This is a genomic window from Paenibacillus sp. IHB B 3084 (genome assembly GCF_001447315.1).
Lineage (GTDB): Bacteria > Bacillota > Bacilli > Paenibacillales > Paenibacillaceae > Paenibacillus.
Window position 1 is genome coordinate 2805882 of the sequence record NZ_CP013203.1, and the last position, 15964, is coordinate 2821845.

Sequence of the window (15964 nt, forward strand, 5' to 3'; positions counted from 1 at the left end):
GCGCCTTCGCCGGGGATATTTCCTGAAAGGCGCTTATTTTATTGTTCATTGACGAACCCAAAGATTGGCATTTATTTAAATGTATTCTCTTACTTTGCAAATCCTCAAAAGAAAAAAACAGCTCGAAGAGCTGGCTCCACGGTATACATGCTTTAACAAAAATCATCAAACCCCACCATGTTGGTTAAATAGTTGGTAAGTAGACCCTGTTTCTAAATGCTGTATTGGAAAGATCATTATTGCCACTAACAGAAGACTAGTCGTCCAAAGGAGTAGCCTTAACTTATTCTTCATCATTACGCACCTCATTAATTAAAGTTTGGTAGGATGTTATTATATCGGAAGATGCATTTTTTCTATAACGCTCGATCAATTTCACGCACTCAATTATATAGGGTCTGTTATTAGTTGTTGAGGATATTTCCAAGCTGTTAATTAAATTTTTAAATCCCTTTTGATACATACCTTTACGTAAGTAGTAATCAGCTAATCCTTTTAAAAAGCGAGCGAAGCTCTCTGACATTAATTGCTGGGTGTACACGCCCACGCTTTTTTGTTGTTCCTCTAAAGACTGTATCTCTAATTCAAACTGCTTGAGTACATCATCTACATTAAAATCATATTGATTAGCCGCTTCAATTATGTTCACCAGTGCATGTACAACCTCGTTTTTCTTGGAAGTAACGTAAGCTAAATAGTCTGGAAGGACACCTATATCTCCAGCCAACAGCTTATTCACGTAAGTATTAGCCTGCGCCCATTCTGTAAACCGTCCCTTCCATAGTAAGGTCTGTTCATCCGTTTCCTTCACCCAACTTAAATCAGCGTAAGTGTACGTATACTCCAATGCCTGATTGTAGTCTTTTTGCGCTTCACAGACACCTGCACGAAGTAAATAGGAGTAGGCCCAATACACAAATGGGGGATTGACCGAAGTTCTCTTCTTTTTCCGCCTTTTTAACTTAATCTGTTGATTGATCTCGCACTGAATGGCAGCCTTGTCTCCCATGATCTTAGCGAATATGTTTACCTTACTCCATTTCCGTAATGAGCGATATGTATTCACTAAGTCTTTTAACGCGTCGAGTTGGTCAGCATCATCAAGCCGTTCAACGTAATCCTCAAAATGGATCGCAGCCTGGTAATTTATTTCCTGATCGTCCCCTTGCTTGGCCATAAAAATGCGGTACTGACAAAGGGCTAGTCGCTCAGAGTGCTGCTTTTTCTCACCGACGGCTATGCTTTCATACAGGATGATGGACGCTGCAAATTTTCCTTGTTGGAAAAAGTCCTCAGCTATGGTAAACAGGGCATCGGCGTATGTCAGCTTTTCCATGAGCAAGCTGACGACCTGCTCAATACAATCCAACATGTCCAACTCCGCGCAATTGTACAAAAGGGGTCTGACTCTACGGATGTTAGGGGTTGTTGAACTCAAAAATTCCTCAATATAATTCTTGTAAAAATGCCCTTTGGAGTGGCCTAACGTAGCTGTAATGCGATCTAACTGATGAACGGAGAGTGCACGGTTGCCTGTGACGATCCCGCTTATTGTGCCTGGATTGATGTCTGCCACCAGACCGAATTGGGTAATGTTTAACCCATTCTGTTTCATGAAGTTTTCCAGTTCTGCGCGTATCGTGGTTGTAGGTTCCAAATGTAACAACCCCTTTAACGTAACGTTTTATGTAGTCCGTAAGATACCGATCTATAAGGATATTTCTTGGGACAATCCGATGCTAAAATATAAAGCTATTCTGGGAGATATTATACCATCTTATGGATGTATTATATATACTTTTCAAGTAATTACTTTTTGTGAATTATGGATGTGTAAAGCTGGAGAGAGATCAAAGTCCTAAGTACAAAAAACCCTGTATATCTTGAGATAATCAAGACACACAGGGTCGTTCACAGTAAAGAAGTTTCCAAACTACGTTGGTGGAGGCTATAGTGATCTTGGCCTTTCCTTCGCTAAACAAGTTAGCTTCGGTATACTGGCAAGGAATGACCAGTGTTCCTTTGGTATTAATGTACCCATAGAGATTGGTTTTTGTATTTTTCACAACGGCTCGTTGCTCATGAAAATCACCAATGGGTTTAAGCTCGGCGGGAAGAGAGAAAGCTTTTTCTCCTTTGGTATTATAAAACACGAGGTTTCCAGCGGATGTTTCGGCAGCTAATAAGCCATCATGAAAAGCACCATCGCTTAGGGGGCGAGCGACGTTGTAATCCAGCGGTGTTTTAGAAACTTCAATGGCTGCTGTAATACTGGGAGCAGCCCAACCTGTTCCAAAGACGGAGATACCAGTAACCAAAATCAATGCAGCTAATCCTAACTTTTTTAACACGCATAAGCTCCTTTGCAAGCTGATTTACCATAATATAGACGAATCATATGTAAGAATGTTTCTTGGAATTCTAAATTTTTCTAATTTCCAGGACAAAAGAAAGAGGGAAACGGAGGTACGACCAATGATAATTCACATGAAGAAAATATTTATTTTCTTGTCCCTTTTCACTACGGTTGCAATACTGGCTTCCGGTTGTTCGAATCCTAAGATAGACAAGAATATAACGAAGTCTGGCGAGGTCCCGACCAGTTATTTACATGCTTCATTTGATATCAATGTAGATAACCCTAAAGAGGTTGTAGGTTTTGCAGACTATGTATTTGTAGGATTTGTAGAAGAAATGACTGGAACCGATTATAAATTTCCTGTAACTAAAGAAACGGAAGATGGGCCCAAAGAATTGACAAGTCCCTATACGAATTATTCCATTAAAGTGCTTGATAATATAAAAGGTAATCTACAGAAAGATGTTTCCATACCTATTCAAAAATCTGGGGGACTGAGTGAAGATAAGAGCACATATCTTTTATATGAAGATGACTCTCTCCCACAAAAAGGAAAGGCATACGTATTTACTGTTGCGACTCAGCCCAATGGTTCGTTGTTAGTATCAGGGCCAAATTCTAACATAGAGGTAAATACTGATTTCGTTTCGAAAAACAGTATCCAAGCGCTTAGTGAAGAGAGCATTGCTAATGCACTAACCAAAACAGATGAGTATAAAGAGTATCAAGATGCATATCAGAACGAAATTGTTAAAGATCGAAAAAGATTTGCTTCCAAGTATGACGCTTCCTAACTTATCCAAAAAAAACAGAAAGGGAGCAAGCCAACGCTCGCTCCCGCTCCTATCTAAATTTGCAGTTATATCTTTCGGATGCTCAGCAGCGAGTTGCCGTTACGCATAAACTCATACGGCACCTTGACCTCCGTCACCCGCAAGCCTTCTGCCTCCAAGAATCAAACGATCCAGCAGATCATAACGAGTCCCCGTTAAATCTGTCAGAGGAAAAATCCGTACCTCCTCTGAAGCGACTCGCAGTAGCTCCTGTATCGTCTTTTTATGAAAATCATAATCGAGTCGGTCACTGTACATAAACAGAAAATGGGCAGACAGCACCATATTAAACTGTTCATACTCAAAGGGCGTCTCCGGCAGTATGGTAGCAACGTAGCGTTCTGGATGCTTCCTCATATCCTGTGCACAATCCTGGAGTGCTTGATGGCGATGCTCGGTAAAGGGGATGCATGTGCTTCTTGAAACGCCAGATCAGGTAGATGGAGCGGATTCCGGAGTCGATGGCCTTGGACAATTCTCCTGAATAATTAGCAATATCATGGGCGCATAGAGTAAATGAAAGAGGGAAGCTGCTAATCACAGCTTCCCTCTTATAGATTTTACAAGTAATCATTGTATTGTTATCACGGATATATGAGTACCGACAATTCAGTATGATTATGTTATCGACTAAAGTCCTGTTCAAAGGGCATAATTGTAAAGAGAAATCCTATATCTTAGGAACTATCTAGACACTCTTTTGATTGGTAAATATTAGAAATGGATAGCGTACAATATTCATTGTGCGATATGTAAAATGAACTAAAAAAAGAATATTTCTTATTCTATTTTAGTTATTTAAGACTATTTTTTCAACCCCCTTTTGTAACTAAATACCTATAATATATCTTTTAGGCAGTCTTCCACATAGTCGGGGGCTGCTTTTTGCATTTGGCTAACCGTATGAAGGTATCGTTGCGTCGTATTGATGTGGGAGTGTCCGAGATTTTCCTGCACCTGCTGTAACGATGCACCATGAATCAAGGCTAATGTAGCATTCGTGTGGCGAAACCAGTGGGGGGTTATCTTTTTCGTGATCCCGGCTTTTTCCCTGGCCAGCTTAATAATCGTCTCCACTTGCCTTACTGACAACGGAAACAACCTCTCTCGCATATTTAATGGGTCCTCTTGCTGGAAAGCGTCTCTGTACTGCTTGTACATCTCCCAAAGTCTTGCGGGTACTTTGACCTCGCGCTGTTTGCCTCCTTTTCCGTTAAACACAGTCAGCCATATGAACATTTCCGTCGGATCGGTATGGAAGTGATCCCACTGTATAGACACCATCTCAGACACCCGAAGCCCCAATAAAACCAGCGTGAGCGCGATCAGATAATTTCGTTCCCCCTGTGTTTTTAAATAGGCTAAAAGCTGACGCAGCTCATTTTTGGTTAAGAAATGATTTTTACTGTTCACTGGAATCCTGGGGGTTCGCACACTTGTGGTGGGGTTGTGCTGAAAAATATGAATGCTCGGATCACTCCCCCACTTGTATAGCGATTTTAATGGGGCCAAGAAGCTGGCAATGGTCGCTGGTGCAGGTGTTTGCTTGGTAGGACTGCAAGCACCCTCTAATAAGCCGATTTTATAGACCTCTATATCCTGCCATGTCACTTTCCGTAACGGTTTACCAGATGTGAAATTTCGAAACTGCTGAATGGCCCTCTTGTAGTTGCGCAGGGTATACGGGGAGTTACTGCAAGTACTTAAAAATAATCCTGTAATTTCGTCATCCGTGTACGTCTCTGGGTTATGCATGGAAGGGGCATGTAGCTGAGAAGATGTCATTTTAGACGTATACATAAAAAAATTCCTCCTGTTCGTTCGCACAATGAATATTGTGCGATATCTATTCTCAATATTAAGGCAAATCGCTGACCGCGCGTCAAAACTGGAGGAATATTTATGGAAAATGTTTTAGTGAGCTGTCTAACTCGCCTGCTATCCAAAGATAAACAATTGTATGAACACTCCATGAGGGTTGGCAATATGGCTAAGCAAATAGCTCCTTACCTGGATTTTGATGACCAGCAGACACGGAAATTCGTCATAGGTTGTTGCATTCACGATGTTGGAAAAATGCTGCTGCCGGATGACATATTGAATAAATCAGCTCCTTTAAATGAAGAAGAGTGGAAAGTCATGAGGCTCCACCCTCTGTTGGGTACCCAGCTTATTTTAAGAGAGGGCATGCTCGACCAGGATATTGTAGATATCGTCCGATTTCACCATGAACGCTGGGATGGACAGGGCTATCCGTTTGGCATAAGTGGGGACAAAATCCCACCAATGGCTCGAATGTGTTCTATCATGGATGCATTTGATAGTATGATTTCCGATCGACCGTATCGCCAGGGCATGTCCATTCAGGAGGCCAGAGAGGAGCTTTGGCGTCACATTGGAACACAATTTGATTTGCTATATGTTGAACGGTTTTTGCATTTGCCTGAGGACCTGTCGAGTGCCCTTGGACAATAATTCAGAGGGAGGCATGTTCCATGATATCCACCATCGTAGGTCTTATCATTTTTATGATCGTTGTATGCTTGGTCAACGGAATTATTCATTTCATAGATTTAAAAAAACAATTGGGTATTAAAGAGCTGGAGAAAAAGGAAATTAAGAAGTTACTGGAGGAAGCCAACAGCAAGTTGAATCGGCGGGAAGCCTTTCGTTTGGGTATTCCGGATGAGGGCTGTGCGTTTGAGTTTTTACATTTTGGAGATGAGACTCTGGCAAGGCTTACTCATAGAAAAGGGATCGGTAAAATACAAGACATTAGCGTGAAGGGGTTAAAGCTGATTTGCGATTATGATCTGCCTTTGAAAAAACCAGTCCTCATTCAGGTTGAATTTGAGCTAAATAAAGAGCCTTTTGTCTTGCAGGCACATTTAATCCGAAAAGAGGCGCATATTAGCCAGCCTTTTATAACCTATGGGCTTGTGTTTGATGAAATGAGTTCCAGCGACCAGGAAAGGCTGATGTACTGCATTAATCAGCGTGTTTTAAAAACCGCAGCTCCCACCACACCTACACCTGTGGTATAAAAAAGCCACGATCGCTTTTGTGTATGTGTCCCCGCTATGCAATGACCTGAGCCATTGGGGAAAGGATCACAAGACGAGTGGCTATTATATCTATTGTCCGCTGAGCGGTATATATAGATGGATCGAAGCTCAGGGTATGCGCCTGCCCGCTGTTCTCACCTTCACTCTGCTGTACTCCTTTCTGTATTTCCTAATAACAACTACAAATATTGACGCTTCAGCTCCTGTACCTGGGCTTCAATTCGTTCCGGTATGATGCGAAATAGCGAAGACCATGGCATGAACAGCTCCGGCGCGAAGTAGTATTCTTCAAATTCCATAGCTGGTACGAAGGACAACGATTGGAGATGACGCCGTACAAGTCCATCAATTTCATCGTTCGTGGCAATCAGGCTGTGAAACAGCTCGTTCGTCAGCAGCCCGTCCACCCCAGCGCGTTCGTTCGCATTGGTGTACAGGTCAGGCAACAATTCAAAAATGTCCGTGATCGGCGAGAAGGCGTGCTTTCCCGGTTGGGAGAACAGACGCACATGTGTACCATCAAGCACATTGCTACGATCCTTGAGCAGTCCTTTGAGTACTCTGCCGTGAAAGCTGGCTTCGCAGTCCACAACCTCACCGTCATGCCCGTCATAGACCCACGCATGCTCCAGTTCATAGAGGTGACCGATTTCGTAGTCCCACCAGATGGCATACTCCACAATATGCTTCACTCTATGACATCCAGTCTGAACCTCGATGGGCAAAATGCGCCTTATCCTACTATTGTGAAACCTAATTGTTATTGAAAGATTAAAGAAAAGAGATCAACGCGTTAATTTTACGAAAATAAAAATGGACGAATTGTCATTTCAAAAAAAGTCTATACATATAATTTAAATGTATAGACAAATCAAAAAAGCGGATTTATAATTACTCTGTAAACGTTTTCTACTAGTTAGCATCCAATCAGACCTTGAAGGGAAGGAACAATCATGAAAAATATTTTATTGGCGTGCAGCTCGGGTATGTCTACAAGTTTGCTGGTTACCAAAATGCAGGATTATGCCAAGTCTATTGGAGACGAGGCTGAAATTTGGGCAGTAGGTCAGGATCAGGCAGCAGAAGAAATGGCTAAGGCGGACGCGGTATTGATCGGACCACAAATGAGCTTTCTTAAAGGACAACTGCAAAAGGAAGCTGCTCAATATGGTATCCATGTAGAAGTGATCGACATGATGGCGTACGGATTGGTCGACGGCAAGAAAGTCTATGAACAGGCTTTGAAGCTGGTGGAGCGTAAAAATGGATAAAGTCAACATAGCCGATCTGACGGAAGAGCAAATTAGTTTCCAACTCATTCTTCATAGTGGAAGCGCTCGCAGTAAAGTGATTCAAGCACTGAGCGAATACCGGAATGAGAACACGGAAGGTGCAGACGATCTCATTAAGCAGGCGAAGCAGGATTTGCGGGCTGCGCATGATATCCATTTTCAAATGGTGAAGAATGAAGCCGGAGGAACCCCAACTCCTTTGTCGCTCCTTCTGATGCATGCGGAAGATCATCTCATGTCCACGGTCACTATGAAGGATCTGGTTCAAGAGCTGCTAGAGCTTTTCAAATCCAGAAATTTATAATCTGTACACAAGAGTTTGTGAAATTAGGGACATGAAAATTTCACAACAAACCTGATGCAAGTTACTTCGCGGGGAGGAATAGGCTTTGTTTGAAAAATTAAGCCAAATTTTAATACCTATTGCCGGTAAACTGAACAACAACCGCTATCTTACTGTACTGCGTGATGCATTTATGTTGTCATTTCCATTAACGGTTTTCGGCTCCATTATCGTCGTTATTATTAATCTGCCGTTTCTAAAAGGGTGGATGGGCGAGAGCAATTTGACTGCTTTTCAAAATCTGCTGAATATTGCGCCTAATGCAACACTGAATATCATGACCATGTTCGTGGTCGTCGGGATCGGGTATTATCTATCCCGAAGTTATAAGGTAGAGCCGATATTTGGCGGCATGATCGCTTTGGCCAGCTTCCTGATGCTGACTCCGTTCGTGCTGACTCAAGAGAGTGGCGCTACGATTGCAGGTGTTATTCCGGTCGACCGGATTGGGGCCAAAGGCATGTTCCTCGGGATGATCGTCGCTTTTATCGCGGCTGAGATTTACCGAAAGGTGACGCAGAAGAAGATTGTTATTAAAATGCCACCAGGGGTTCCGCCAGCGGTTGCCAAGTCTTTTGCTGCGTTGCTTCCTGCGTGTATTACGCTGGGCATATTTTTAATCATCAACGTAGTGGTCACTTTGACGCTTCACAATAATCTGCATGACTTGATTTATCATGCCGTTCAGGCACCGCTGGTGCATTTGGGCAGTGGCATTATCCCTACATTGATTGCAGTTTTCTTTGTTCAGCTTTTATGGTTCTTCGGGCTACATGGTCAAATTATTATCAACTCGGTCATGGACCCGATCTGGAATACGCTGGCACTGGAAAACTATGAAGCGTACTCCAAAGGTTTGGAGCTGCCGCATATTATCACTAAGCAGTTTGTGGATATTTATACAGTAGGTATCGGTGGTACAGGTATGACCCTGGCCGTGGTACTTTCGATTCTGTTCTTCCTTAAGAGCAAGCAAATGAAGCAGGTCAGTAAGCTGGCCCTTGGACCGGGCTTGTTCAATGTTAACGAACCCGTCATATTCGGTCTGCCGATTGTGATGAATCCGCTGATTTTTGTTCCTTGGGTGATTTCACCCATGATCGTTACGCTGATTACTTACTTTGCCATGTCTACCGGAATTGTGCCTCCACCTAATGGGATACAGGTTCCTTGGACGATGCCATTGTTCTTTAGCGGAATGATGGGGACGGGTTCCCTGATGGGCGGAGTGCTGCAACTGTTTAATATGGTTGTCGTCTTTATCATCTGGTTCCCTTTCCTGAAAATTATCGACCGGGTAAATGTTCGTAAAGAACAGGAAGAGGAACTAAGCCAGGCGGCCATTGCAGGCAAGGATCAATCGATAGGAATGTAATGTGAATCTTCTGCTACGCCAGCAGCAGTTTCATGGAACAAGAGAGAGGAGTAGAGAGCTGTGAATCATACCGAAATGAAAGATACAGAGCAGCAAACCGTTTCATACCTTTTTCCATCCGACTTCTGGTGGGGTTCCTCAGCTTCGGCTACCCAGACAGAAGGAACCGTGGAGGGAGACGGCAAAGGACCGAACATATGGGATTATTGGTTTGAGCAGGAGCCGAACCGTTTCTATGACGGGGTCGGTCCTGCGGATACGTCCCGTTTTTATACACGCTACAAAGAAGATATTGCACTGATGAAGGAGCTGGGCCATAATTCATTTCGGTTTTCCATCTCCTGGTCGCGCCTGTTTCCGGCGGGAAGAGGTGCTATAAACCAGCAGGCGGTTCAATTCTATAATGCAGTGATAGAAGAATTGCGTCAGGCCGATATTGAGCCGTTCGTGAATTTGTATCACTTTGACTTGCCGATGGCCTTGCAGGAAAAGGGAGGCTGGGTAAATCGGGATACGGTCGAAGCTTATGTGGATTACGCCAATACCTGCTTCGAGCTGTTTGGGGATCGTGTAGCCAAATGGTTTACGCATAATGAGCCAATTGTCCCGGTGGAAGGCGGCTATCTGTACGATTTCCACTACCCGAATGAAGTGGATTTCCGTAAAGCTGTACAGGTGGGGTATCATACCCTGTTATCGAGCGCCAGTGCCATTCAGGCATACAGAAAGGGAGGCTATAAGGGCAAAATTGGCATTATTTTGAACCTGACGCCAACCTATCCGCGTAGTCAGCATCCGGCAGACGTGCAGGCTGCTGAAATATGTGATGCGTTCTTTAACCGCTCCTTTTTAGACCCATCTGTGACGGGAGAATTTAATCCTTTGCTCGTGGAGCTGTTACGCCAAGAGGATTTTTTACCAGTAACGGAAGAAGGGGACCGGGAGATTATACGTCAGGGTAAGGTTGACCTGCTGGGCATTAACTATTATCAGCCGCGCAGAGTCAAGGCCCGCGAAAGTCTGCCGAACCCGGACGCGCCTTTTGTGCCTGAACGTTACTTCGATTATTACGTTATGCCTGGTCGCAAGATGAATGAGATGCGGGGCTGGGAAATCTACGAAAAGGGAATATACGACATTTTGACTAATGTCAGAAAAAATTATGGTAACATCGAATGCTTCATTTCAGAAAATGGAATGGGCGTTCAGGGTGAGGAAAAATTCAGGGATGAACAGGGTATGATCTGCGATGACTATCGCATTGATTTTATCCGTGAGCATCTAAAATGGGTTCAACGAGCGATCTCGGAGGGCTCCAATGTGAAAGGCTATCACCTGTGGACGTTTATGGACAACTGGTCCTGGTCGAACGCCTATAAAAACCGCTATGGCTTTGTATCTGTCGACCTGCAGGACGGAGGTAAACGATCCGTTAAACAAAGTGGGCACTGGTTCAAGCAGGTGATTGAAAATAACGGATTTTAAGGTGGTCCTCTGGACCGCCTTTTTTTCTTCATCACCGAAAATGGACTATGCCGTATGCCGCTGGTGAGAAAGTGTAATGTTCGGTATACTTACTTATACCGTAATACCTTAACGTCCCGCCTGCAGAACAAAATGAACCAGCGATACCGATGTTTTGGTAAAATGCTGACATAAAACAATTTTTAGTACAGGTGGTAGACTGATGAATAAATACGAGCGGATTGCGCAAGAAGTCAAACAGCGGATTATGGATAAAACCTATAGCGGTGATGATCCGATCCCCGATGAAATCTCGCTGGCAAATGAGTTTCAGGTGAGTCGGATGACGATTAAGAGGGCATTGGATACGTTGGTGATGGAAGGACTGTTGAATCGTAAAAGAGGGCACGGGACCTTTATCGTCAAATCGGTTCACAATGGTCCTGTTAACGTCGTCGTGAATGAAATGCTGGGCTTAACCAACGTCCTGCGCGGAAAAGAAATCAAAAATAAAATCGTAGCCTTTGACGTTCAATTTCCATCCGAGGAAGTAGCGGCTCATCTATTTATTGATGCCAATTCTCCTGTATATCACCTCATCCGTCTGCGTGTTGTAGAGGGCGAGCCCTATGTTATCGAGCGCACGTACATGCCCACGAAGCTGATAAGCGGTATTACCGAGCAGGTGCTGTATGGCTCGGTGTATAAACATATTAAGGAGGAGCTGGGCCTTAATATTGTCGGTTCACATCGTACAATTCGCGCGTCCAAGTCGACAGAACTGGATCGGGAGCATTTGGACTGTGCAGCGGATGATCCAATCTTGGAAATTGAGCAGGTGGGTTATCTGGATACGGGTATTCCGTTTGAATACTCTTTCTCACGACATCGGTACGACAAATTTGTGTTCACCACAGTGAACCGGATGCGTTGATAAGTAAAGAATAAAAGAATAAGCATAAGGATTCGAGCTACAGATCTCGGATCCTTATGCTTTCTTTTGGTTAACCATTTAGGGGAAAAGGAGACGTTCTATTTTTTACAATAAGAAATAAAATTTTCTAACCATTGTATGATTCCAGTCTCGCGTAAAATAGCACCATCTAATACAAGATAATCGCCAAAGTTATCACTATCAAGAGGAGGAATAGTTTCATAGCGTTCTTTATTTTTGCGTAAATGTTCCAGCCTATCTTGATGTTGAAGCAGCTGATGTTCCAACAGATCTAATCGGGTTGTTACATCCAGATGATTAGAAAAATACATTCTCAGCCTAAACACATCTTTGGGAGTCGGTTCAATAGGCTCTGCTTTTTTTAACCATTGTAAAAAATCTTCTTTGCCTTCCTCCGTAATCGAATACAATTTTTTTTCTAAAATCTCTCCGCTAATTTGGATTTCGTAGACGATAAGTCCCTCATTAAGCAGTTTTTTTAATTCTGGATAGATCTGACTGTGCTTTGCAGTCCAAAATTCGCCTAAATCTCTACTGAATTCTTTACCGATATCATAACCAGTCATAGGTTCTTTATTTAACAAGCCTAGGATGGCATATTTTAAAGTTCTCATAAGGCTCTCTTCCTTATACATATTCGTCGTTTATTGGTTAAGTATAACATATTTAGCGAGTCCAGAATAAGATTGATACATATATTCAAAAACACGTTCGACAAATCATATAAATACATACATGTTTCTGTTGATATATTAGAAAGTGCGTGTTAATATTAATTCGAAATATGTGAATGATTTCACAATACAACGACGAGGGAGAAGAAGATCTTAGTGGAACTTACAAAAAAGAGATGGATTATTCTGATTGCAAGCTGCTTTATTAATCTGTGTATTGGATCAATTTACGCGTGGAGTGTATTTTCTGCCCCAATGGCAGAATATTTGAGCAGCGTCACAGGACTTAGTTTAACACCGGGGAATTTGGCTATAGCATTTACGATTACAAATTCGGTAGGTCCTATCACGATGATTTCAGGTGGCTGGATTAATGATCGGTTCGGGCCCAAGAAAGTGATCTTTGCAGGGGGCTTGCTGTTTGGAGGCGGTATGATTTTATCAGGATTTGCAACATCTGTAGGTTACCTGGTATTGACTTACGGTATCGTACTCGGCCTAGGAACGGGAATGGTTTACGGATGCACAATTAGCAACTCTATTAAGTTTTTCCCTGACAAAAGAGGATTAGTTGGCGGTATAACAACGGCTGCTTATGGAATAAGCTCAGTTATTATACCTCCTATTGCCAATAGTTTAATCAGTAGGTCTGGTGTGACATCAGCATTCATTATCATCGGTATAGCATTTCTTATTATTGTATGTGCTGCTTCTTTCTTCATTGAGAAATGTCCATCTGATTTTGTCCCTGCAGGATGGACACCCAAGACTGTAAATGTTGGCCGTTCTATTCAGAACGACAAAGACTGGAAAGGCATGCTCTCAAGCCCTCTGTTTTATATCATGATCTTGTTATTAATGTGTGGTGCTTTTGCCGGACTCATGTGTACATCACAAGCTTCTCCTATAGCTCAGAAAATGATTGGTATGTCTGCGGCAGCCGCTACGACAGTTGTTTCCGTATTGGCATTGTTTAACACGGGCGGACGAATCGTTGCAGGCTATATTTCGGACAAAATCGGTCGAATCAATACCCTGGCATTTTCTTCTGTCTTTTCGGTCATAGGACTCACATTGCTTTATTTTTCAGGCGAAGGTAGTGTGTTGACATTCTATATTGGTATTTCAGTTATTGGTTTATGCTTTGGTGCACTGATGGGGGTATTTCCTGGATTTACTGCCGATCAGTTTGGTGTGAGAAATAATAGTGTGAATTATGGAATTATGTTTATTGGATTTGCAACAGCAGGATACTTTGGCCCATCCATTATGAGTCATGTTTACAGCACAGACAGTAGCTATCAGAGAGCTTTTGTCATTGCGGCCGTACTTGGCATAACAGGACTTGTTCTAACATTTGTATATAAGTTGGCTGCCCGAAAAAATCAGAAGATGGCTGTGGATAAGAATTAGAAAGCTATCCATTAAACGTAAGAAAGCAAATAAATACAAATAAGGAGAATGAAATCATGCAAAGAAAATATCCAAACCTATGTAAACCAATCACGATTGGAAATGTGACTTTCAGAAATAGAATGTTTGGCGCTCCTATGGGAGGTACAGATATTACAGCTGACTGCACTATTGGACCGAAATCTACAGCTTTTTATGAATTAAGAGCAAAAGGCGGTGCTGCGTCAGTCACGGTCAGTGAAGTTGTAGTTCATCCCGAAACGGAAGCTTCCCATATGTACCATCTGGATCTGGGGACAGTAGATTCTCTTGCTAGTTTTACCTATACTGCAGACGCAATTCGCCGTCACGGGGCAATTGCCAGTGTGGAATTGTCTCATTCTGGACAGTATGCAGGAACTTATCTGACTGACAAAAATAAGAAACAAGGACTTGCTCAGTGGGGACCCAGCCCCGGAGTACGCCCGGACGGCAGAGAAGTAAAGGAACTTTCGCAAGAACTAATTGATGATATCGTAGCAGCTTATGGTAGATGTGCTGGACTTGCCAAGAGAGCAGGTTATGAAATGATTATGGTTCATGGCGGACATGGATGGTTGATTAATCAGTTTTTTTCTCCTTATTTCAACCGCAGAACAGACAAGTATGGCGGATCTTTGGAAAACAGGGTGCGTTTTGCACAGGAGGTTTTGGACAGTGTCCGTGAAGCGGTGGGTTCTGGCTTCCCAATCGAGTTTAGAATGAGTGGTTCGGAGTTATTTGAAGGCGGCTATGACCTGACAGAAGGTATAGAAATTGCTAAATTAATCGAATCAAGAGTCGATTTGCTCCATGTATCTGCTGGAACTTATCAGACAGGCTTTGGTATCACACATCCTTCGATGTTCTTGCCTCATGGAAGTAACGTTTATCTTGCAGCAGAGATTAAGAAGCATGTAAGTGTTCCGGTTGCAACGGTCGGCGGATTAAATGACCCGGCCCAAATGGAAGAAATCATTGCCAGCGGTCAGGCGGATGTTGTTGAAATGGCTCGCGCACTGCTGGCTGATCCAGAGCTTCCAAAAAAGGTGATGAGTAACCGCGACGAGGACATTATTAAATGTCTGAGATGCTTCACCTGTATGGCTGAACGTGCAGAAACATCCACAAGACGCTGTACGGTTAACCCATTAATTGGTCGTGAAATGGATGGAACAGAAATATATCCTTCCCCTAATCCACGTAAGGTTCTAGTAGCCGGCGGAGGCCCAGGCGGACTTTATGCAGCTCTTACTGCAGCTAAACGGGGACATAAAGTCATTCTATGTGAGAAGTCTGACGAGGTAGGTGGTATCTTGAGGGGAGAACAGGCGATTCCTTTTAAATATGAGATGTATGAGTTAGGTGTTACTCTCGGAAAACTGGCCAAAGACGCTGGCGTTGAGATTCGTTTAAATACACCTGTTACTAAAGAGTATGCGGAGAAAGAAAATGTGGATGCGTTAATTATAGCGGTTGGTTCCGTACCGCTTGTTCCTCCGATTCCTGGATTGAATGGTGATAACGTAGTTATTGTGAATAACTACTTTTTGGAGAAGGACAAAGTCAGCGATAGCGTAGTCGTATTGGGAGGCGGTCTGGCAGGCTGTGAAGCAGCCATTCACTTTGCCCAGGAAGGTAAGACTGTTCATCTGGTAGAGATGAGAGCAGAGCTGGCTCCAGATGCTAATATTAGACATCGTCCCATTATGCTAAAAGAAATCGAAAAGAATAACATTCAAGTTCATTTAGGATTTAAAGGGCTATGTGTTACAAAAGAAGGTGTTGTTTGCGCTGATTCAAATGGTGAAGAACATCTTGTTCCAGGTACTTCAGTCATTTGTGCGCTTGGACAACGAGCAAGAAGAAACGTAGTAGATGAGTTAATGGATTGTGCACCTTATGTTTCACAAATCGGAGATTGTGTGAAGGCATCTACGATCACGACTGCAATCTATCAAGGATATCATGCAGCGCTTGATATCTAATGACCTGCGACTCACTATCACCACCTGGCCTGGGACGCTTCTGGAAGTTTAAGAGAGGCACTCGAACATAGCGGTTCAACACAAATCGCACAACTCCTGCAAATGAGTACAACATTGTGCAAGAGTTGTGCGATATTTTTTAGGACTACAGATTGTATGGATGGTCAGCATAGCATAGCCTTTGG

At 43.1% G+C, this 15964-nt stretch carries 16 protein-coding genes; 10 read left to right on the forward strand and 6 right to left on the reverse strand.

Annotated elements, in window-relative coordinates; genetic code table 11:
• Positions 1-283 precede the first annotated feature (283 nt).
• Both ASL14_RS13195 and ASL14_RS13200 read right to left on the reverse strand, forming a co-directional pair.
• A complete protein-coding gene (locus tag ASL14_RS13195; RefSeq protein ID WP_134911914.1) occupies positions 284-1657 on the reverse strand; it encodes a tetratricopeptide repeat protein in 1374 nt (457 codons plus the stop codon).
• A gap of 235 nt (positions 1658-1892) precedes the next feature.
• Positions 1893-2351 carry a WG repeat-containing protein gene (locus ASL14_RS13200; RefSeq protein WP_223263975.1) on the reverse strand — a complete coding sequence of 153 codons (459 nt, stop codon included), beginning with the start codon at positions 2349-2351 and terminating at the stop codon, positions 1893-1895.
• A gap of 124 nt (positions 2352-2475) precedes the next feature.
• Here ASL14_RS13200 and ASL14_RS13205 point away from each other — a divergent pair, with 124 nt between their 5' ends.
• Positions 2476-3153, forward strand: coding sequence for a hypothetical protein (locus ASL14_RS13205; protein WP_134911915.1), 678 nt, complete (start codon positions 2476-2478; stop codon positions 3151-3153).
• 111 nt (positions 3154-3264) lie between these two features.
• Here the strand turns inward: ASL14_RS13205 and ASL14_RS13210 are convergent, their stop codons facing one another.
• Positions 3265-3549 carry a hypothetical protein gene (locus ASL14_RS13210; protein ID WP_223263976.1) on the reverse strand — a complete coding sequence of 95 codons (285 nt, stop codon included), beginning with the start codon at positions 3547-3549 and terminating at the stop codon, positions 3265-3267.
• 480 nt (positions 3550-4029) lie between these two features.
• Positions 4030-4992 carry a tyrosine-type recombinase/integrase gene (locus ASL14_RS13215; protein ID WP_134911916.1) on the reverse strand — a complete coding sequence of 321 codons (963 nt, stop codon included), beginning with the start codon at positions 4990-4992 and terminating at the stop codon, positions 4030-4032.
• Positions 4993-5094: 102 nt separating this feature from the next.
• Between ASL14_RS13215 and ASL14_RS13220 the strand changes: the two genes are divergently transcribed.
• Both ASL14_RS13220 and ASL14_RS13225 read left to right on the forward strand, forming a co-directional pair.
• A complete protein-coding gene (locus ASL14_RS13220; RefSeq protein WP_134911917.1) occupies positions 5095-5667 on the forward strand; it encodes an HD-GYP domain-containing protein in 573 nt (190 codons plus the stop codon).
• A 20-nt stretch (positions 5668-5687) separates the two neighbouring features.
• Positions 5688-6236 (forward strand): PilZ domain-containing protein, encoded by a 549-nt coding sequence (locus tag ASL14_RS13225; protein WP_134911918.1) that lies wholly within the window; start codon positions 5688-5690, stop codon positions 6234-6236.
• Between the two features lie 200 nt (positions 6237-6436).
• Here ASL14_RS13225 and ASL14_RS13230 read toward each other — a convergent pair whose 3' ends face one another.
• Complete coding sequence (locus ASL14_RS13230; RefSeq protein ID WP_223263977.1) at positions 6437-6949, reverse strand: hypothetical protein; 513 nt, start codon at positions 6947-6949, stop codon at positions 6437-6439.
• A 261-nt stretch (positions 6950-7210) separates the two neighbouring features.
• Here ASL14_RS13230 and ASL14_RS13235 point away from each other — a divergent pair, with 261 nt between their 5' ends.
• The 5 genes from ASL14_RS13235 to ASL14_RS13255 all read left to right on the forward strand — a co-directional run bounded on the left by ASL14_RS13235 (position 7211) and on the right by ASL14_RS13255 (position 11665).
• Complete coding sequence (locus ASL14_RS13235) at positions 7211-7528, forward strand: PTS sugar transporter subunit IIB (RefSeq protein WP_025684653.1); 318 nt, start codon at positions 7211-7213, stop codon at positions 7526-7528.
• The gene (locus tag ASL14_RS13240) at positions 7521-7853 is read left to right on the forward strand and encodes a PTS sugar transporter subunit IIA (RefSeq protein ID WP_025684654.1); all 333 of its coding nucleotides are present in this window, start codon (positions 7521-7523) and stop codon (positions 7851-7853) included. The genes ASL14_RS13235 and ASL14_RS13240 overlap by 8 nt, the downstream gene beginning before the upstream one ends.
• A gap of 85 nt (positions 7854-7938) precedes the next feature.
• Entirely contained in the window at positions 7939-9267 is a 1329-nt protein-coding gene (gene celB / locus ASL14_RS13245; RefSeq protein WP_134911919.1) for a PTS cellobiose transporter subunit IIC, read from the forward strand.
• Positions 9268-9342: 75 nt separating this feature from the next.
• Positions 9343-10752 carry a glycoside hydrolase family 1 protein gene (locus ASL14_RS13250; protein WP_149917088.1) on the forward strand — a complete coding sequence of 470 codons (1410 nt, stop codon included), beginning with the start codon at positions 9343-9345 and terminating at the stop codon, positions 10750-10752.
• A gap of 202 nt (positions 10753-10954) precedes the next feature.
• A complete protein-coding gene (locus tag ASL14_RS13255) occupies positions 10955-11665 on the forward strand; it encodes a GntR family transcriptional regulator (RefSeq protein WP_044644208.1) in 711 nt (236 codons plus the stop codon).
• Positions 11666-11763: 98 nt separating this feature from the next.
• On the opposite strand, the gene ASL14_RS13260 is transcribed toward ASL14_RS13255, so the two are convergent.
• On the reverse strand, positions 11764-12300 hold the full coding sequence (locus tag ASL14_RS13260) for a PadR family transcriptional regulator (RefSeq protein WP_044644212.1): 537 nt from the start codon (positions 12298-12300) through the stop codon (positions 11764-11766).
• A gap of 216 nt (positions 12301-12516) precedes the next feature.
• Here ASL14_RS13260 and ASL14_RS13265 point away from each other — a divergent pair, with 216 nt between their 5' ends.
• Together ASL14_RS13265 and ASL14_RS13270 are read left to right on the forward strand one after the other, a co-directional pair.
• Positions 12517-13773, forward strand: a complete 1257-nt coding sequence (locus ASL14_RS13265; protein WP_134911921.1) for an L-lactate MFS transporter — start codon at positions 12517-12519, stop codon at positions 13771-13773.
• 56 nt (positions 13774-13829) lie between these two features.
• On the forward strand, positions 13830-15779 hold the full coding sequence (locus ASL14_RS13270; RefSeq protein ID WP_134911922.1) for an oxidoreductase: 1950 nt from the start codon (positions 13830-13832) through the stop codon (positions 15777-15779).
• Positions 15780-15964 lie beyond the last annotated feature (185 nt).